Annotated in this window: 19 protein-coding genes; 8 read left to right on the forward strand and 11 right to left on the reverse strand. The window is 57.9% G+C overall.

Annotated elements, in window-relative coordinates; translation table 11 throughout:
• Positions 1 to 104: 104 nt before the first annotated feature.
• The gene (locus tag AC30D7_RS23045; protein ID WP_096480262.1) at positions 105 to 479 is read right to left on the reverse strand and encodes a VOC family protein; all 375 of its coding nucleotides are present in this window, start codon (positions 477 to 479) and stop codon (positions 105 to 107) included.
• Positions 476 to 1,192 carry an SDR family oxidoreductase gene (locus tag AC30D7_RS23050; RefSeq protein ID WP_490135607.1) on the reverse strand — a complete coding sequence of 239 codons (717 nt, stop codon included), beginning with the start codon at positions 1,190 to 1,192 and terminating at the stop codon, positions 476 to 478. The genes AC30D7_RS23045 and AC30D7_RS23050 overlap by 4 nt, the downstream gene beginning before the upstream one ends.
• Positions 1,193 to 1,292: 100 nt before the next feature.
• Here AC30D7_RS23050 and AC30D7_RS23055 point away from each other — a divergent pair, with 100 nt between their 5' ends.
• Together AC30D7_RS23055 and AC30D7_RS23060 are read left to right on the forward strand one after the other, a co-directional pair.
• On the forward strand, positions 1,293 to 2,192 hold the full coding sequence (locus AC30D7_RS23055) for a LysR family transcriptional regulator (RefSeq protein WP_490135608.1): 900 nt from the start codon (positions 1,293 to 1,295) through the stop codon (positions 2,190 to 2,192).
• A 69-nt stretch (positions 2,193 to 2,261) separates the two neighbouring features.
• The gene (locus tag AC30D7_RS23060) at positions 2,262 to 3,275 is read left to right on the forward strand and encodes an aldo/keto reductase (protein WP_490135609.1); all 1,014 of its coding nucleotides are present in this window, start codon (positions 2,262 to 2,264) and stop codon (positions 3,273 to 3,275) included.
• A 50-nt stretch (positions 3,276 to 3,325) separates the two neighbouring features.
• On the opposite strand, the gene AC30D7_RS23065 is transcribed toward AC30D7_RS23060, so the two are convergent.
• On the reverse strand, positions 3,326 to 3,523 hold the full coding sequence (locus AC30D7_RS23065) for a hypothetical protein (protein WP_433786870.1): 198 nt from the start codon (positions 3,521 to 3,523) through the stop codon (positions 3,326 to 3,328).
• Here AC30D7_RS23065 and rarD point away from each other — a divergent pair.
• Positions 3,471 to 4,358, forward strand: a complete 888-nt coding sequence (gene rarD / locus AC30D7_RS23070) for an EamA family transporter RarD (protein ID WP_490135610.1) — start codon at positions 3,471 to 3,473, stop codon at positions 4,356 to 4,358. The two genes, AC30D7_RS23065 and rarD, sit on opposite strands and share 53 nt — an antisense overlap.
• Positions 4,359 to 4,527: 169 nt before the next feature.
• Here the strand turns inward: rarD and hppD are convergent, their stop codons facing one another.
• Both hppD and AC30D7_RS23080 read right to left on the reverse strand, forming a co-directional pair.
• Positions 4,528 to 5,604: a 4-hydroxyphenylpyruvate dioxygenase gene (hppD, locus tag AC30D7_RS23075; protein ID WP_007935668.1), complete on the reverse strand. Its 1,077-nt coding sequence runs from the start codon at positions 5,602 to 5,604 to the stop codon at positions 4,528 to 4,530.
• A gap of 246 nt (positions 5,605 to 5,850) precedes the next feature.
• Positions 5,851 to 6,798 (reverse strand): DMT family transporter, encoded by a 948-nt coding sequence (locus tag AC30D7_RS23080; RefSeq protein WP_490135611.1) that lies wholly within the window; start codon positions 6,796 to 6,798, stop codon positions 5,851 to 5,853.
• Positions 6,799 to 6,876: 78 nt separating this feature from the next.
• Here AC30D7_RS23080 and AC30D7_RS23085 point away from each other — a divergent pair, with 78 nt between their 5' ends.
• From AC30D7_RS23085 to AC30D7_RS23095, 3 genes are all read left to right on the forward strand, one after another.
• The gene (locus AC30D7_RS23085; protein ID WP_490135612.1) at positions 6,877 to 7,749 is read left to right on the forward strand and encodes a LysR family transcriptional regulator; all 873 of its coding nucleotides are present in this window, start codon (positions 6,877 to 6,879) and stop codon (positions 7,747 to 7,749) included.
• 103 nt (positions 7,750 to 7,852) lie between these two features.
• Positions 7,853 to 9,388, forward strand: coding sequence for an EAL domain-containing protein (locus tag AC30D7_RS23090; protein WP_490135613.1), 1,536 nt, complete (start codon positions 7,853 to 7,855; stop codon positions 9,386 to 9,388).
• 232 nt (positions 9,389 to 9,620) lie between these two features.
• The gene (locus AC30D7_RS23095; RefSeq protein ID WP_007935661.1) at positions 9,621 to 9,986 is read left to right on the forward strand and encodes a histone-like nucleoid-structuring protein, MvaT/MvaU family; all 366 of its coding nucleotides are present in this window, start codon (positions 9,621 to 9,623) and stop codon (positions 9,984 to 9,986) included.
• Between the two features lie 179 nt (positions 9,987 to 10,165).
• On the opposite strand, the gene AC30D7_RS23100 is transcribed toward AC30D7_RS23095, so the two are convergent.
• On the reverse strand, positions 10,166 to 10,690 hold the full coding sequence (locus AC30D7_RS23100; protein WP_490135614.1) for a DUF4946 domain-containing protein: 525 nt from the start codon (positions 10,688 to 10,690) through the stop codon (positions 10,166 to 10,168).
• 134 nt (positions 10,691 to 10,824) lie between these two features.
• On the opposite strand from AC30D7_RS23100, the gene gloA reads away from it, so the two are divergent.
• Positions 10,825 to 11,346 (forward strand): lactoylglutathione lyase, encoded by a 522-nt coding sequence (gene gloA / locus AC30D7_RS23105; protein WP_305501841.1) that lies wholly within the window; start codon positions 10,825 to 10,827, stop codon positions 11,344 to 11,346.
• Between the two features lie 176 nt (positions 11,347 to 11,522).
• Here gloA and ahpF read toward each other — a convergent pair whose 3' ends face one another.
• The 3 genes from ahpF to AC30D7_RS23120 form a co-directional block, all read right to left on the reverse strand.
• A complete protein-coding gene (gene ahpF / locus AC30D7_RS23110; protein ID WP_490135615.1) occupies positions 11,523 to 13,085 on the reverse strand; it encodes an alkyl hydroperoxide reductase subunit F in 1,563 nt (520 codons plus the stop codon).
• A gap of 136 nt (positions 13,086 to 13,221) precedes the next feature.
• The gene (ahpC, locus tag AC30D7_RS23115) at positions 13,222 to 13,785 is read right to left on the reverse strand and encodes an alkyl hydroperoxide reductase subunit C (protein ID WP_105345993.1); all 564 of its coding nucleotides are present in this window, start codon (positions 13,783 to 13,785) and stop codon (positions 13,222 to 13,224) included.
• 138 nt (positions 13,786 to 13,923) lie between these two features.
• Positions 13,924 to 14,862, reverse strand: a complete 939-nt coding sequence (locus AC30D7_RS23120) for a site-specific integrase (protein ID WP_490135616.1) — start codon at positions 14,860 to 14,862, stop codon at positions 13,924 to 13,926.
• Between the two features lie 178 nt (positions 14,863 to 15,040).
• On the opposite strand from AC30D7_RS23120, the gene AC30D7_RS23125 reads away from it, so the two are divergent.
• A complete protein-coding gene (locus AC30D7_RS23125; protein WP_490135617.1) occupies positions 15,041 to 16,060 on the forward strand; it encodes a DNA-binding protein in 1,020 nt (339 codons plus the stop codon).
• Here the strand turns inward: AC30D7_RS23125 and gorA are convergent.
• Together gorA and galU are read right to left on the reverse strand one after the other, a co-directional pair.
• Positions 16,057 to 17,415 carry a glutathione-disulfide reductase gene (gorA, locus tag AC30D7_RS23130; protein WP_490135618.1) on the reverse strand — a complete coding sequence of 453 codons (1,359 nt, stop codon included), beginning with the start codon at positions 17,413 to 17,415 and terminating at the stop codon, positions 16,057 to 16,059. The two genes, AC30D7_RS23125 and gorA, sit on opposite strands and share 4 nt — an antisense overlap.
• A gap of 129 nt (positions 17,416 to 17,544) precedes the next feature.
• Positions 17,545 to 18,384 (reverse strand): UTP--glucose-1-phosphate uridylyltransferase GalU, encoded by an 840-nt coding sequence (galU, locus tag AC30D7_RS23135; RefSeq protein ID WP_003182953.1) that lies wholly within the window; start codon positions 18,382 to 18,384, stop codon positions 17,545 to 17,547.
• Positions 18,385 to 18,464 lie beyond the last annotated feature (80 nt).

An 18,464-nucleotide genomic window follows, 5' to 3' on the forward strand; every position in this document is an offset into this window, starting at 1 on the left:
GGGCTCAAGGCGCACTAGCCGGCGGATTCTGGCGCAGTCGTAGGCAGCGGCGCAAGAATATGTAGCCTGAGTGAGTATCTGGAAATGTCTTTTAAACATCGCCCTTAAACACCCGCCAGATTTCCTGCTTTGGCATCCAGCTCAATCACCAGCCCACCCGGCATCTGCACGAAAATCTGCCAGATCCCGTCCTCCGGCACCTGCGCCACCTGATACGGCAAACCGCTGGCCTGCACCCGTCGCAACACCGTGGCAGCGTCCTCATCGGTGCGAAAGGCAATGTGGCTCAACGCCGTCTCATCGAACGTCGGCTGTTCGATTACATGCACCAGCGCCTGCGCATCCTGATACAACCAGCGTCCGGGGAACGGGAATGGCGGGCGGCGTCCCGGCGCCAATCCCAACAACGAACCGAAGGCCTCCTGCAACGGTTGCCCGTCGGGGGTGTTGAAGGCCAGATGATCAAAGTGCCAACTCATAGCAACCCTCCTCCGTCGACGTCGATGACGGTGCCGCTGATAAAGTCGTTTTTCATGGCCAGAATAAACGCTGCCGCCAGATCTTGCGGGGTGCCGACCCGGCCCACCGGCAATGCGGCGGCGGTACGGGCAAACATCGCAGCGCGTTGCGCTTCGTCCATGCCGGCGTAAGCCTCAGTGTCGGTCACGCCAGGGCTTACAACGTTGACCCGGCGCGGTGCCAGTTCCTTGGCCAGTTGCTTGCCCAAGGCCTCCAGCGCCGCATTCAAGGTGGTTTTGATGAACTGCCCGGCGACGAATTTGCGCGACAACAGACCCGAGGTCAGCGTGATGCTGCCACGTGCGCTCAGGTATGGCAGCGCGACCTGAATCGCGCGTAGCGTGCCCCAGAATTTGACATCGAAGGCCTGTTGAGCGTGCTGCAAATCGCTGTCGGCCAGCGGTTTGGCACTCACACTCGGACCGGCAGTGATGACCAGATGATCGAAAGGGCCGATGCGCTCGAACAACTGTCGCAACGACGCTTCATCGGTGACGTCCGCCGCTTCGTGTCGAATCTTTGCATCATGGTCGACCGCTGGCTGGCGGCGACTCACCGCGACCACACGGGCCTCACGCTCGGCCGCGGCCCGGGCGACGGCTGCGCCTATTCCGCTGCGGCCACCGATCACCACTACAGTCTGATTGAGCAAGGAAGCGTTGAGTTGTGTCATGAGTCGATCTCCGGTCGAGTTAGGGAGATTCAATCTTCTCCGGTTGCCAATCGAAGAAAAATCCCGGTAAATCAGAAGGATCTTTAAAGGATTTTTACCAATGAGCTCGATTCTCGATCTGGAGATCTTCGTTCGCACCGCCGACTCCGGCAGCATTTCTGCCGCCGCCCGCGCCCTGGAGCTGACCCCGGCGGCGGCCAGCATCGCCCTCAAACGCCTGGAAACCCGCCTCGGCATCCGCTTGCTGGCCCGCTCCACGCGCAGCATGCGCCTGACCGAAGAAGGCCGGCGCTATCTGGAAAGTGTGCGACTGGCGCTCGCCGCGCTGGCCGAAGGTGAGCAGGCGCTCAAGCAACAAACCCAAGGCTTGAGCGGCGTGCTGCAATTGGCCGCGCCGTCGGACTTCGGTCGTAATGTGCTGTTGCCGTGGCTGGATGATTTCAAGCGCCAACACCCCAACATTCAATTGCAGCTATTGCTCAACGATCGCCATGCCGATCTGTTCCGCGAGACGGTCGATGTGGCCCTGCGCTTCGGTGTGCCGAGTGACTCGACGTTGGTGGCGCTACCGATTCTGCCGCAGCATCGCCGCGTGGCCTGCGCCAGCCCCGAGTACCTGGCCCGCCATGGCACGCCGCAGCACCCCGAGGAACTGGGCGAACACAGCGCCCTGCTCTACCTGCGCAATGGCCGCCCCTACAACCATTGGCGTTTCAGCCGTGGCGATGAGGTGCTGGAGGTTGATGTGCATGGCGACTATCTGAGCGACGACGGCGAAGTTGCCCGCCGCTGGGCTCTGAGCGGGCATGGCATCGCCTACAAGGCCTGGCTCGACGTCGCCGCTGATGTGCAGGCCGGGCGCCTGGTGACGCTGTTCGATGACTGGCAAGGCGAAAGCGTGCCGTTCAATTTGCTGTGCCCGCATCGGGTTCAGGTATCGGAGCGGGTCAAAGTGTTGCAGGCGTTTTTGCAGGAGCGCTGTGAGGCACTGCGTCGATAATTCAGATTGCTCCGCGCTGCGGTTCTTGGTATTTGATTGAAGCTTTCTCACCGGTAAAAGGATTTCGTCATGAGCTATCGCACGCTGGGTCATTCGGGTTTACAGGTGTCGACCCTCACATTGGGCACCATGATGTTCGGCGAACAGACCAGCACCGAAGATTCCCTGCGGATCATCGGCAAGGCCTGGGACCAGGGCATCAACTTCATCGACACCGCGGACGTGTACACCAACGGCCGCTCCGAAGAGATCGTCGGCGAAGCGATTGCCAGTCGCCGCCACGAATGGGTGCTCGCCACCAAGGTTGGCTACGGTCCGGTGGACGGTGTGCCGAACCGTACCGGTTTGAGCCGCAAGCACTTGTTCAATGGCATCGACGCCAGCCTGACGCGGTTGGGCACCGATTATCTGGACATCTATTACCTGCACCGCGAAGACCACAACACGCCGCTGGAAGTTACGGTGTCGGCCATCGGCGATCTGATTCGTCAGGGCAAGATCCGCTATTGGGGCCTGTCAAACTACCGTGGCTGGCGTATCGCCGAAGTGATTCGTTTGGCCGACAAACTCGGCGTCGACAGACCGGTGATCAGCCAGCCGCTGTACAACATCGTCAACCGTCAGGCGGAAACCGAGCAGATCACCGCCGCGCAAAACTATGGCCTCGGCGTGGTGCCTTACAGTCCGCTGGCGCGCGGTGTGCTCAGCGGCAAGTACGCGCCTGATGTGACACCGGACGCCAACAGCCGCGCCGGTCGCCAGGACAAACGCATCCTGGAAACCGAATGGCGGGTTGAGTCTTTGCGCATTGCCCAGCAGATCCAGCAATACACCCGGGACCGTGGCGTGGGCATCGTCGAGTTCGCCATCGCCTGGGTGCTGAACAACAGCGCCGTCACCTCGGCCATCGTCGGCCCGCGCACCGAAGAACAGTGGGACGGCTACACCAAGGCGCTGGCGGTGAAAATTACGGCGGAAGATGAAGCCTTTATCGATTCGCTGGTGACACCGGGGCATGCGTCGACACCGGGGTTCAATGATGTGAGCCATTTTGTACCGGGACGCAAACCGCATTCAGCTTGAGGTTTATCGCGGGCAAGCTCGCTCTCACAGGTTCTGTGTCGATCTGCTGACTATGCTTCGACGAAGTTACTTGTGGGAGCAGGCTTGCCTGCAACATCCACCGCGATGTTGAAAATATCGATCACCCGGCCAATATTCAGCACAAAAACCACGTATCCTGCGCGCCCCGTTTGACCTTCAACCCGCGAGGACAGTTTGTCTAAAGGTATCGCTCTATCGGTCACAGCCTCGATGCTGTTTGCCGTCATGTATTACTACACCTCACTGCTCTCCCCTTTGAGCGGCGTGGAGATTTTCGGTTGGCGGATGTTGCTGACCGCGCCATGCATGACCGTGTTCATGATGGTGTCCGGCGAATGGAAACGCGTGGTCGAGATTCTTCGGCGGCTGGCCGCCAAGCCGAAGTTGCTCATCGCCCTGATCGGCTCGGCAGTGCTGCTGGGCCTGCAACTCTGGTTGTTCATGTGGGCGCCGCTCAACGGTTATAGCCTCGACGTGTCGCTGGGGTATTTCCTGTTGCCGCTGTCGATGGTCCTGACCGGGCGAATCGTCTATGGCGAGCGCCTTTCCTACCTGCAGAAAATCGCCGTGTTCTTCGCCAGCCTCGGCGTGCTCAACGAGTTGTATCAGGTCGGCGGTTTTTCCTGGGCGACGTTGCTGGTGGTGATCGGCTATCCAATCTATTTCATCCTGCGCAAACGCTTGGCCACGGACAACCTTGGCGGGCTCTGGCTGGACATGGCGTTGATGCTGCCAGTGGCGTTCTGGTTCGTGCAGGGCGGTGAACAAGGGTTTGGCGTGTTCGATCAACATCCGTGGCTGTCGCTGTTGATTCCGCTGCTCGGGGTGATCAGCGCTTCGGCGCTGGTGGTCTACATCATTGCCAGCCGACTGCTTCCATTCAGCCTGTTCGGGTTGCTGAGTTACGTCGAGCCCGTGCTGTTGCTGGGCGTTGCGTTGCTGTTGGGGGAAAGCATCAAGGCCGGTGAATGGCTGACTTATATTCCGATCTGGCTGGCGGTGGTGGTATTGGTGTTTGAAGGGTTCAAGCATCTGGTCCGGCAACGACGCCGGCCTATGTAATGTGTAGGAGCGAGGCTTGCCCGCGAAGGGGCCCTTGAAGGCGCTAAAAGCTTCGCGGGCAAGCCTCGCTCCTACAATGGTTTTGCGTAATCCGAAAATGGTTTTGCGTGATCCAAAAAAAGCCCGGCCAGCATTGCTGCTGACCGGGCTTTTTCACATCAGGAACGGCTTAATCGGTAGAGAGCACACCGCGACGAACCTGGTCACGCTCGATGGATTCGAACAGTGCCTTGAAGTTGCCTTCGCCGAAACCATCGTCGCCTTTACGCTGGATGAACTCGAAGAACACCGGCCCCATCAGGGTTTCCGAGAAAATCTGCAGCAGCAGACGCTTGTCGCCCGGCTCAGACGAACCGTCCAGCAAAATGCCCCGCGCTTGCAGTTGATCAACCGGCTCGCCGTGGTTCGGCAAACGGCCTTCGAGCATTTCGTAGTAGGTGTCCGGCGGCGGCGTCATGAAGCGCATGCCGATTTTCTTCAGACGGTCCCAAGTGTCGATCAGGTTATCGGTGAGGAACGCCACGTGCTGGATGCCCTCGCCGTTGAACTGCATCAGGAACTCTTCGATCTGCCCGGCGCCCTTGGACGACTCTTCGTTCAGCGGGATGCGGATCATGCCGTCCGGCGCGGTCATCGCTTTGGATGTCAGGCCGGTGTATTCGCCTTTGATGTCGAAGTAACGGATTTCGCGGAAGTTGAACAGCTTCTCGTAGAAGTTGGCCCAGTAGGCCATGCGACCGCGATACACGTTGTGGGTCAGGTGGTCGATGATCTTCAGACCGGCGCCGACCGGGTTGCGGTCAACGCCTTCGATGAACACGAAGTCGATGTCGTAGATCGAGCTGCCTTCACCGAAACGGTCGATCAGGTACAGCGGCGCGCCGCCGATGCCTTTGATCGCCGGCAGGTGCAGTTCCATCGGGCCGGTTTCAATGTGGATCGGCTGGGCGCCGAGTTCCAGGGCACGCTTGTAGGCCTTTTGCGAATCCTTGACCCGGAACGCCATGCCGCACACCGACGGGCCGTGCTCGGCCGCGAAGTACGAGGCCACGCTGTGGGGCTCGTTGTTGAGGATCAGGTTGATCGAGCCCTGGCGATACAGGTGCACGTCTTTGGAACGGTGGGTCGCGACCTTGGTGAAGCCCATGATCTCGAAGATCGGCTCCAGGGTGTTCGGGGTCGGCGATGCGAATTCGATGAACTCAAAGCCCATCAGGCCCATTGGGTTTTCGTATAAATCTGCCATTTTGGCGCCTCATCATGCTTTTAGAATTAACGGATCGTTAGTTGCTAGCAATGCTGAGACCGGCGGGTGGCGCGCAGGAGATGCCCCTCACGCTGCGGGCGAGGAAGTCACCGTAGATCAATTGAAACCCGAATATCTTCATTGTCGACCCAAGGCTCTTGCGGGCGAGGCTTCTGCTGCCAGAAGACGATTATTATTGTATGCGTAACCGGATTCTACACAGCGTAAATCAGTTTGTCCGCCTTCTTATACAATCCCCTTTTTCGTGGCATGCGCAAGCGGTTTGTTGCACAGGAAAATCCCCGCCAGGATCAGCCCGCCGCCCAGGCACATCACCAGTGTCAGCTGTTCGCCCAGCAACAACGCGCCAAGAAGAACAGCCGTCAACGGGTTCAAGGCGATGAACACGCCCGAGCGCGTCGCGCCGATTTTGCGGATGCCGTCGTAATAACCAATGTAGGCCAATGCCGAACCCAGCACGCCCAGGTACATCAGGCTCAACCATTGTTGTGCGCCGAGCCCGGTGAGCGCCGCGACACTCAACTCGCCCCGCACGGCGCTGGTCACCCAGAGCATCAGCGTGCCGAGCAAAATCGAGTACGTCACCGTCTGCACCGGCCCCAGTGTTTGATTCAGGCCTTTGGAAAATAGCGAGTAAATGCCCCAGCCGAGTACGCAGCCGAAGATCAACAAATCGCCAATCCAGGCATCGGCGTTGCCGGCCAGTAACTGCGGATTGCGGCTGACAATCACCAGGCTGGCGCCGGCAATGCAGATCGCGATACCGGCCACTTTCGCCCGACTCAGCCGCTCCTTGAACAGCAGCCACGAAGCCAGGCCGATCACGGCCGGGTTCAACGCAACGATCAACGATGCCCGAGACGCGTTGATGTAATGCAGCCCGTAAAAGAAGCACAGGTTGTAGAAGAAAATCCCGAAGAATCCCAACAGCGCCAATTGCAACCATTGCCTGGGGCTGGGTCGCACCAAGGGCACCCGTGCCAGCAGCAGGAACAACAGCAACGCCACGCTCGCCAGCAGGAACCGCAGACTCGCAGCGAATAACGGACTGAGACTGTCGGCCAGAAACCGCCCGGCGACGAACGTCCCGCCCCAGATCATGGTGACCGCCGCCAGTTTCAGATAAACCGGCACATCCGAAGCGTTCGCAAGGGTCTGTTCACACGTAGTCATAAGTCTCCACCACCAGAAATCGGGCACATGCCGTATCATTCGACTAATGATCAATCATCGTAAAATGAGTAAAAACTCATGACCCTTACTCAACTCGAAATTTTCTCGCTGGTGGCCGAATTGCGCGGTTTCACGGCGGCCGCCCATCGTTTGGGGATTTCCCAGTCTGCGGTCTCCCACGCACTCAAGTCGCTGGAGCAGGAGTTGGGTGTCGAACTGCTGCGCCGGCATCAGTCCCAGATCGAGTTGAGTGACATCGGCCAGCAACTATTAATGCGGGCCAGGGCGATGCTCGGGCTGGCCAACACGTTACGCCAGGAGGCAGCCGATTCACGCGGGATGAAAACCGGCACGCTGCGCATCGGCTCGTTCGGCCCGACTTCTTCGATCAAGCTACTGCCGAGGATCTTGCAGCACTACCGCGCCGCACACCCGGGCATCGAGGTTCATATCGACGAAGGCCCGGACCGCCAAGTCCTCCAATGGCTGGAAGAACGGCGTATCGATATTGGTTTCGTGGTGTTGCCCCAGGAACGTTTCGACACAATTGCACTGATCGAGGACCAGATGGTCGCGCTGCTGCCTGCCGATCATGCACTGGCCGGTCGCGACAGCGTGAGTTTGAGCGACTTGTGCCACGACCCTTTTGTGCTGACCGAAGCCGGGTCTTCGGAGCTGGTATCGCGCCTGTTCAATGCAGCGCGACTGACGCCGAACATTCGGTATCGCTGCTCGCAACTGCTCAGCACGCTGGACACGGTAGGTCGTGGCGATGCCCTGACCGTCGTCGCCGAAGGCTCACTGCCCGATGGCAACGACAGCCGCTACGTGAAAAAGCCACTGTCACCCCCCATCAGCCGCCAGGTTGGTCTGGCGGTGCTCGATCAGCGTCAGTCATCACCCGCGACGCTGGCCTTTATTAAACTGGCCTCAAGATTGATTAAAGGTTGAGCGGCATAAGGGCCGATAGCCAACTATCATGGCTGAACTCTTTTGGGAGGCATGTCGACCTGCCAACCTTTGAGAGCCCTCTTCTATCGCGATGGATTTGCGAATGCCACTGAACGTCAAAAGTCGCCGCAAGCGTGGTACCCGGATCACTGTGACTGTTTTGAGCGGATTGCTCCCGGTGTTGCTGGGAGTCGCCATTCTCTATCTGCAGGCTGAACGTACCCTCAAGCAGAGTACTGAACTGACTGGCGAAGAATCCATTCGCCAATTCGAACTGATGCTCGACAACACCGCCCAAGCCGCGCAAGAACTACTGCCGCTGGCTGGCAAAAACTGCAATGACGTCAAACTGGCCTTGCGCGAACAAGTTACGCGCCGGCCCTTCGTGCGCTCGACCAACCTGGTGTGGGACGACAACCTCTATTGCAGTTCGTTGTTCGGTGAATATCAGGAAAAGGTCAATCCCGGCGACTACACCCAAGGCCAGTTATGGCTCATGAACGGCAACCCCGTCACGCCCAATACCGCGCTGTTGGTGTATCGGCTCAGCGAAGGAAATAAAGGGGCAGTGACCACGCTGAACGGTTATCACCTGAGCAACGAATTGCGCCTGATCGGCCGCAAGACATTACTGTTGCTACAAGTCGGTCCCAACTGGTTGTCTGCCGACGGCAAAGTTCACGAGGACGCCCCACCCGCCTTGCCGGTAGCACAAAGTACGCTGACGTCCTCGCGGTATGCCTTTACGGTGGCCGCAGGTTTCCCCGAAGGAGAAACCTGGCGTTACATGCGTAGTGAATACCCGCCACTGTTCAGTCTGTTGATGTTCTTCGGCGTGGTGTCAGGTTCGATCGGGCATGTGCTGCAGAAGCGCTCGATGTCGCCCAGCCGTGAAATGCAGCGGGCGCTGGAGGCAGCAGAATTCATTCCTTACTTTCAGCCCGTGGTGCATGGCGACAATAAGCGGTGGTCCGGCACCGAAGTATTGATGCACTGGAAACATCCCAGGGAAGGCCTGGTGCGTCCGGATCTGTTCATCCCGTTTGCCGAACATTCCGGTCTGATCGTGCCGATGACCCGCTCGCTGATGCAACAGACCGCCACATTGCTGGCGCCCTTGTCGGCATCGTTCGACGGGCCATTCCACATTGGCATCAACATCACCGCCAGTCATTGCCGGGACCTGGAACTGGTCGAAGACTGCCGTGAATTCCTCAGCGCTTTTGCACCGGGTAGTGTTCATCTGGTGCTGGAATTGACCGAGCGCGAACTCATCGAACCGACAGCCATCACCCTGCAGTTGTTCGAACAGCTTCGCGCGCTGGGCGTGATGATCGCCATCGACGACTTTGGCACCGGCCATTCAAGCCTCGGTTACTTGCGTCAGTTCAATGTGGACTTCCTGAAAATCGACCAGAGCTTTGTCGCCATGATCGGTGTCGACGCCCTCTCCCGGCATATTCTGGACAGCATCATCGAACTCTCGGTCAAACTCGATCTGGGCATCGTCGCCGAAGGCGTGGAAACCGAGGAGCAAAGTGACTATCTGACCGCCCATGGCGCGAACTTTCTGCAAGGTTATCTGTTCGGCCGGCCGATGCCCGGAGCAGAATTCATTAGTGCATTAAGTGATCATTAACTAGCCACGTTTAGCGCCGAGATCATGATGATGCGCACCAAATTGAATCAAAAGACTACTCTTGTTACATGAAGAAAAAGTCAGGATTTACTCTTGGCCAATTAACTACTACAATTTTTCTACCTGTGCAAAATCGGCAGGCGTGTCATTATCACCGAGTCGCTTCAAGGCTCTTGGCTTATAGCTTTGTTTGCGGTTGGTATCAGCCAAACACACTATTGGAGTAAAGATATTGTCCAGACTCGCTGAATTCCGTGCAGCTGAAAAGGCCCTTCAAGAACAGCTCAAGCAGTTGGAATCGCTGAAGAACGATGCCGGGCTCAAGAAAGAAATTGAATTCGAAGAGAAGCTCCAGGGGCTGATGAAAACCTACGGCAAGAGCCTGCGCGACATCATCGCCATCCTCGATCCGCACCCGGCGAAATCCGGCCTGCAACAGGCAACAGCCCCTAAAACCCGCCGCGCTCGTGTGGTCAAGGTCTATCAGAACCCGCACACCGGTGAACTGATTGAAACCAAAGGTGGCAACCACCGCGGCTTGAAAGCCTGGAAGGAACAATACGGTGCAGCCACCGTTGATTCCTGGCTACGTGCCTAAGCGCTAGCAGTAATAAAAAAGCCCTGCCAATGCAGGGCTTTTTCATGGATGTCATATCCTTCTAAATGCGTCGGCAGTCGTCGATCAACTCGCTATAGTCTGACTAACTTTGTGCTTAATCCGTTTGGCTATCTAAAAATGCGGGCCACGCTGAAAGACGCGTGGACAGAAACCTTGAACTAAAGTTTCAAGCTGTTTCGAGCGACCTCGATGTCTTCCTGACTTGCCTTATAAACCTCAGCCTGCCCCGCGTAGGAAAGAACATAGGCTTTATCGGCGTCTACCGCAGCGACCAATGTTTGAGACAGAACATGTCGACCGTTCTGCGTAATCGTACAAGTAGTTTCCAATGCCGATAGTCGGCTCAAGGTGGTCGCGTGAATTTTGCTGCAAACGCTCTGATACCCACCTTGGAAAAAGTCCTTCTGCACGGACTTGCGCATTTCCAGCAACACACCTTGCAGGTTTACCTGATGACCGCTTTCTACTTGCGTCATGGTCAACTCCATCACCATCACCGGTGTGCCGTTCTGGTCATTTTTTACTGCACGTTGCCGGGAAACCTGTGGCCTGGCCTCCTCTTGCGGGACAGTTTCAACCGCCCATCCGTTTGGCCAGATGATGACCGGAGCCTGCGCATGAGCGCTGGTAATACCTGAAAGCAGACACATCAGGACGAACATCAATTGACAGGGTCGGATCATTAGAATGAACACTCACGGATTAAGGCGCAAAGTCTGAGCTTCGCCCGCCCGTCAGGCAAGCCTGCGGTTTTGGTTTGGCGATGCCAGGACCCTTGCGTATCATTATGAGCATTCTTGGAATTTCCGGAGGGCCCATGAGCCTGCACGAACTCAATACATTTCCTGGTGTGACCGCCCAACCTGACACCGCCACCCAGAAGTTCGTCTTCAACCACACCATGCTGCGGGTCAAGGACATCACGCGGTCGCTGGATTTCTACACCCGCGTCCTGGGTTTCTCGCTGGTGGAAAAGCGTGATTTCCCGGAAGCCGAGTTCAGCCTGTACTTCCTGGCGCTGGTCGATAAAAACCAGATCCCGGCCGATGCCGCTGCCCGCACCGAGTGGATGAAATCGATCCCCGGTATTCTCGAACTGACCCACAACCACGGCACCGAGAATGACGCGGACTTCGCCTACCACAACGGCAACACCGACCCACGCGGCTTCGGCCATATCTGCATTTCGGTGCCGGACATCCGCGCCGCGTGTGAACGTTTTGAAGCGCTGGGCTGCGATTTCCAGAAACGTCTGAACGACGGCCGCATGAAGAGCCTGGCGTTCATCAAGGACCCGGATGGCTACTGGGTCGAGATCATTCAGCCAGCACCAATGTAAGTCCGACCACAAACCCAGTGTGGGAGCGGGCTTGCTCGCGAAGGCGGACTGTCAGCCAGCATTTCTGGTGAATGACACGCCGCTTTCGCGAGCAAGCCCGCTCCCACATTAGGAATGCGCGAAGCACAAAAAACCCCATGATCGCTCATGGGGTTTTGTGTTTTCGGCGTCGGCGCTTATGCCGGCGCCGAGGTGCGAATCAAGTGATCGAATGCGCTCAGGGAAGCCTTGGCGCCCTCGCCCACTGCAATCACGATCTGCTTGTACGGCACGGTGGTTACGTCACCGGCCGCGAACACGCCGGGGATCGACGTTTCACCACGGGCATCGACGATGATCTCGCCGCGCGGTGACAGCTCGATAGTGCCTTTGAGCCAATCGGTATTGGGCAGAAGACCGATCTGCACGAAGATCCCTTCCAGCTCGACAGTGCGCAACTCGTCCGACTGACGATCCTTGTAGCGCAGGCCGTTGACCTTCTGGCCGTCGCCGGTCACTTCAGTGGTTTGCGCACTGGTGATTACGGTGACGTTCGGCAGGCTGTGCAACTTGCGCTGCAGTACCGCATCGGCGCGCAATTGCACGTCGAACTCCAGCAGGGTTACGTGGGACACGATCCCCGCCAGGTCGATGGCCGCTTCGACGCCGGAGTTACCGCCACCGATCACCGCCACACGCTTACCCTTGAACAGCGGGCCGTCACAGTGCGGGCAGTACGCCACGCCCTTGTTGCGGTATTGCTGCTCACCCGGAACGTTCATTTCACGCCAGCGCGCGCCGGTGGCGAGGATCACGGTCTTGGCTTTCAAGGACGCGCCGCTGGCGAAATGGATTTCGTGCAGTTCACCGTTTTTGCCCGGCAACAGCTTGTCGGCGCGTTGCAGGTTCATGATGTCCACGTCGTATTGCTTAACGTGTTCTTCCAGTGCCACGGCCAGTTTCGGCCCTTCGGTTTCCTGCACGGAGATGAAGTTCTCGATGGCCATGGTGTCGAGCACCTGGCCACCAAAACGTTCAGCCGCCACGCCGGTGCGAATGCCTTTACGAGCGGCGTAGATCGCCGCCGAAGCACCGGCCGGGCCACCACCGACGACCAGTACGTCGAAGGCTTGCTTGGCGCTGATCTTCTCGGCCTGACGCTCGATACCGCTGGTGTCGATCTTGGCGAGGATTTCTTCCAGGCCCATGCGACCCTGGCCGAAGTTCACGCCGTTCAGGTAAACGCTTGGCACGGCCATGATCTGGCGCTCGTCAACTTCGGCCTGAAACAGCGCGCCGTCGATGGCGACGTGGCGGATGTTCGGGTTCAGCACGGCCATCAGGTTCAGCGCCTGAACCACATCCGGGCAGTTCTGGCAGGACAGCGAGAAGTAAGTCTCGAAATTGAACTCGCCTTTGAGCGAGCGGATCTGCTCGATCACTTCGGCGCTGGCTTTCGATGGGTGGCCGCCGACTTGCAGCAGGGCCAACACCAGGGATGTGAATTCGTGGCCCATCGGGATGCCGGCGAAACGCAGGCTGATATCGGCTCCCGGGCGATTGATCGAGAACGATGGTTTACGCGCATCGTTACCGTTGTCGAGCAAAGTAATCTGGGTGGAAAGACTGGCAACGTCTTTGAGTAACGCGAGCATTTCCTGGGATTTCGCACCGTCGTCGAGGGATGCGACGATCTCGATCGGCTGAGTGACCCGTTCCAGGTACGATTTCAACTGGGCTTTAAGATTGGCGTCCAACATACGGGCGATTTCCATGTATTTGATAAAAAGAAGTCAAAAAAAAAACGCCCGAGCGAATTTCGCCCGGGCGTTTTTAAGGGCGGTGCAGCTTACTTAAGAGGTACGGAGTTCCGCCCTGATGAAGCGCGTCACAGACTTAGATCTTGCCGACCAGGTCCAGGGACGGAGCCAGAGTGGCTTCGCCTTCTTTCCACTTGGCTGGGCACACTTCGCCCGGGTGAGCGGCGACGTATTGAGCGGCCTTGATTTTGCGCAGCAGCTCGGAAGCGTCACGACCAACACCGCCATCGTTGAGTTCAACGATTTTGATCTGGCCTTCCGGGTTGATCACGAAAGTGCCACGGTCAGCCAGGCCTGCTTCTTCAATCAACACGTCGAAGTTGCGGGAGATGACGTGAGTCGGGTCGCCGATCATGGTGTACTGGATTTTGCCGATGGCTGGCGAAGTGTTGTGCCAGGCAGCGTGGGCAAAGTGGGTATCGGTGGAAACGCTGTAGATCTCGACGCCCAGTTTTTGGAACTCGGCGTAGTTGTCAGCCAGGTCTTCCAGTTCGGTCGGGCAAACAAAGGTGAAGTCAGCTGGGTAGAAGAAAACGACAGACCACTTGCCTTTCAGGTCAGCGTCCGACACGTGTACGAAGTCGCCGTTTTTGTAGGCGGTAGCTTTGAACGGTTTAACTTGGCTGTTGATGATAGGCATCGGTGACTCTCCGTCAGGGGTTAAGAAGTTGATGTGGTGAATCCTACCCACCCGATCGCCGGTTGGCTCATTGGCAAACCTGATGCTGCTGATTTGTTTTCGCTATTAGCCGAGCGTATTAATAGAAGAAAACGTGATCTACGGCGCCAATGACTTTTCAGCGATTCGGGTCATCCCGAGAAACGGGCTGGCTTCAACATAGCGCATGGCTGACTTCACATCCTTCCAGCCCACGTAATTCATCAACGACTTCAAATCCCAACCGCTCTGATGCGCCCAGGTGGCAAAGCCGCGACGCAAGGAGTGACTGGTGTAGTGCTCGGCCGCAATGCCAGCGCGCTCCAGTGCCTGGCGCAACAACGGGATCACGCTGTTGGCGTGCAAGCCCTCCTCGCTCAAATGGCCCCAGCGATCGATGCCACGAAACACGGGGCCACGGACCAACGCGGCTTCGGTAATCCATTCGATGTAGGCCTGCACCGGGCACAGGCGCTGCAAGGCGGGTGTCTGGTAGGTCTGGCCGAGGTTCTCGCGATCGCCCTTGCTGCGTGGCAAGTAGAGGGTAATGCCTGAACCGGCGCTGGCTTGTACATGCTCGATCTGCACGCGGCACAACTCATCACTACGAAAACCACGCCAGAAGCCCAGCAAGATCAGTGCGGTGTCGCGCCTGGCTCTCAGCAATCCCGCTCGATCGCCCTGCGCCCTGGCGGATTGCGCTTCCTGCTCCAGCCAGGCGATCACTTGCTCCAGATGCTGCAACTGCAACGGCTCAGCCTGTTTTTCCTGGGCCGGGTGCAATGCGCGAATGCCTTTGAACACCTTGCGCACCACCGGCGCCTTGGTTGGATCGGCGAACCCCTGGCTGTTGTGCCACTGGGCCAACGCGGACAAGCGCAACTTCAAGGTATTGATCGACAGCACGCCCGCATGTGCAACCAGGTATCGCGCCACGCTATCGCTGGTCGCCGGCAGGAACCCGCCCCAACTGACTTCGAAGTGCTCGATGGCCGCGCGATAGCTGCGACGGGTGTTGTCACGGGTGGCGGCTTGCAGGTAGCGATCCAGATCGGTCATGGGCTCTGTGCTCGAAAACGTACCGCGTTGGCGATTGAAAACCCGGTCTACAGCTCATCACACGGGGTAATACCAGTATATCCCGCATTAGTTATCACAAGTTTTTAACTTTATTCACGGCATGGTACATTGCTCATATTAGTGGTACGTACCACAGTATCAAATCGTAGGAGAACACATGGCACGTGGCGGCGTAAACAAGGCACTGGTGCAAGCGGCACGCTCGGCAATCCTCGCCCGGGGCGAACACCCGAGCATCGACGCAGTGCGGATCGAAATGGGCAATACCGGCTCGAAAACCACGATCCATCGCTATCTGAAAGAGCTCGATGACGGCGCCGAACCCGCGCCAGCACCTTCCAAACCGATCGATGATGAGCTGACAGCGCTGGTGGCGCGGCTGGCGCAACGCCTGAAAGAACAGGCGCAAGAACCCATCGACCAGGCACGCGCACAGTTCGAGCAACAACGAAAAGAGCTGGAAACCCAGCTGCACGAGGCCCGCGAGGCCAATACCGAACTGCAGCAGCAATACGAAATTCAAAGCCTGGCACTGACCCAGGAATCGGCGGAACTGCACGACACCCGCTCGATGCTGCAAACCGAGCAAACCCGCAACGCCGGGCTGAACCAGGCACTGGCCGATTTCGAATTGCGCTTGCAGGACAAGGACGAGCAGATCCGCTCACTGGAAGAAAAACACCTGCACGCCCGTGAAGCACTGGAGCACTACCGCAACGCCGTCAAAGACCAGCGCGAGCAGGAACAGCGACGCCACGAAGGCCAGGTGCAGCAGATTCAGATGGAGTTGCGTCAGGCCCAGCAAAGCGCACTGGTACGCCAGGATGAAATCACCCAACTGCATCGCGACAATGAGCGTCTGCTGACCGAAAACCGGGGCACGCTGCGGGAGTTGAGTCTGTTGCAGGAGCAACTCAAGCACACCAACAGCCGACAGGATCAGTTACTGGAACAGGTCACCCGCATCGACAGCGAACGCACCCTCCTCCAGGAACGCTTGCGCATTGCCTTGCTGGAAAGCCAGTCGCTCAAGCAGAACATTGACGAGCAGTCGCACATCAACAAAGCGCTGGAAGTTGAACTGATCAAGTTGCAGGCAAGCCTGGATGAAAGCGTGCGCCTGGCCGCTGTCGTTGCGACAGCGCCAGACGCATCAGCGCCACAGAAGAACGATTAACCCGCGACTGGCGTGCGCATGGTGACGAACTCTTCGGCGGCTGTCGGATGCACGCCGATGGTTTCGTCGAAGTCGCGCTTGGTCGCGCCCGCTTTCAGGGCAATCGCCAACCCTTGCACGATCTCGCCGGCATCCGGGCCGACCATGTGGCAACCCAGGACCTTGTCGGTCTTGGCGTCCACCACCAGTTTCATCAAGGTGCGTTCCTGACATTCGGTCAGGGTCAGCTTCATCGGCCGGAAACGGCTTTCGAAGATCACCACATCGTGCCCCGCCTCGCGCGCCTCTTCTTCAGTCAGCCCGACAGTGCCGATGTTCGGCAAGCTGAACACGGCGGTCGGGATCATCTTGTAATCCACCGGGCGATATTGCTCAGGTTTGAACAAGCGCCGCGCCACGGCCATGCCTTCGGCCAGAGCAACCGGCGTGAGTTGTACCCGACCAATCACATCACCGAGGGCCAGGATTGACGGTTCAGCGGTTTGATACTGTTCATCCACCTCGACAAAACCTTTCTTGTCGAGTTTGACCCCAGTGTTTTCCAGCCCCAGGTTGTCGAGCATCGGACGCCGACCGGTGGCGTAGAACACGCAATCCGCCTCCAGCTCACGACCATCCTTGAGCGTCGCCTTCAGGCTGCCATCGGCCTGTTTGTCGATACGCTCGATATCGGCATTGAATTGCAGGTCCATGCCGCGCTTGGTCAGCTCTTCCTGCAAATGTTTGCGCACTGCGCCGTCGAAGCCACGCAGAAACAGATCACCGCGATACAGCAGCGTGGTCTCAGCGCCCAGCCCGTGGAAAATCCCGGCAAACTCCACCGCAATGTAACCACCACCGACCACCAGAACGCGCTTGGGCAGCTCTTTAAGGAAGAATGCCTGGTTGGAGCTGATGGCATGCTCGTGCCCCGGAATCTCCGGAATCTGCGGCCAGCCACCGGTGGCAATCAGGATGTTTTTGGCGGTGTAACGCTCGCCATTGATCTCAACCTGATGCGGGTCGACGATTTTCGCGTGACCTTCATGCAAGGTCACACCGCTATTGACTAGAAGATTGCGATAAATGCCGTTCAGGCGATTGATCTCGCGATCCTTGTTGGCGATCAGCGTTGCCCAGTCGAACGTCGCTTCGCCCGGAGTCCAGCCGAAACCTTGCGACTGCTCGAAGTCTTCAGCGAAGTGCGCGCCGTAGACCAGCAGTTTTTTCGGCACACAGCCAACGTTCACACACGTACCGCCCAGGTAGCGGCTCTCGGCCACGGCGACTTTCGCACCAAAACCGGCCGCGAACCGCGCAGCCCGCACACCGCCAGAACCGGCACCAATCACATATAGGTCAAAATCGTAGGCCATTTCTATCTCCTCGGCAGGTCACCAGCATACCTGCGGGTGCCCTTTGGGCAAGCGTTGCAAACTATTTGGGGCCGAAAAATGAAAAAGCCACCCGAAGGTGGCTTTTCAATACAAGCAGCTCAGGCGCTATCAGTAAGCCTTGCCAGTCTTGTAGAAGTTCTCGAAGCAGAAGTTGGTTGCGTCGATGTAGCCTTCGGCGCCACCGCAGTCGAAACGCTTGCCTTTGAACTTGTAGGCCATGACGCAGCCGTTTTGCGCTTGCTTCATCAGGGCGTCGGTGATCTGGATTTCGCCGCCCTTGCCTGGCTCGGTCTGCTCGATCAGGTCGAAGATGTCCGGGGTCAGGATGTAACGGCCGATGATCGCCAGGTTCGACGGTGCATCTTCAGGTTTTGGCTTCTCGACCATGCTGTGAACGCGATAGATGTCGTCGCGAATCATCTCGCCGGCGATCACGCCGTACTTGTTGGTTTCCTGAGGATCGACTTCCTGGATGGCCACGATCGAGCAGCGGAACTGCTTGTACAGCTTGACCATCTGGGTCAGTACGCCGTCGCCTTCGAGGTTGACGCACAAGTCGTCCGCCAGTACTACGGCGAAAGGTTCGTCGCCAATCAGTGGACGGCCGGTCAGGATTGCGTGGCCCAGGCCTTTCATTTCGGTCTGGCGAGTGTAGGAGAACGAGCACTCGTCGAGCAGTTTACGGATGCCGACCAGGTATTTTTCCTTGTCAGTGCCCTTGATCTGGTTTTCCAGCTCGTAGCTGATGTCGAAGTGGTCTTCCAGGGCGCGTTTGCCGCGACCGGTAACGATGGAGATTTCGGTCAACCCGGCATCCAGTGCTTCTTCGACGCCGTACTGGATCAGTGGCTTGTTTACCACCGGCAGCATTTCTTTGGGCATGGCTTTAGTCGCTGGCAGGAAGCGAGTACCGTAACCGGCTGCTGGGAACAAGCATTTCTTGATCATATAAGTCCTTGAAAGGGCTGTGTGTACGAGTTCGGCGCAGTCTAATCAGGCGGCGTGCACCTTACAATGCCCCGCACTGG

It is taken from the genome of Pseudomonas sp. DF5, assembly GCF_058148225.1.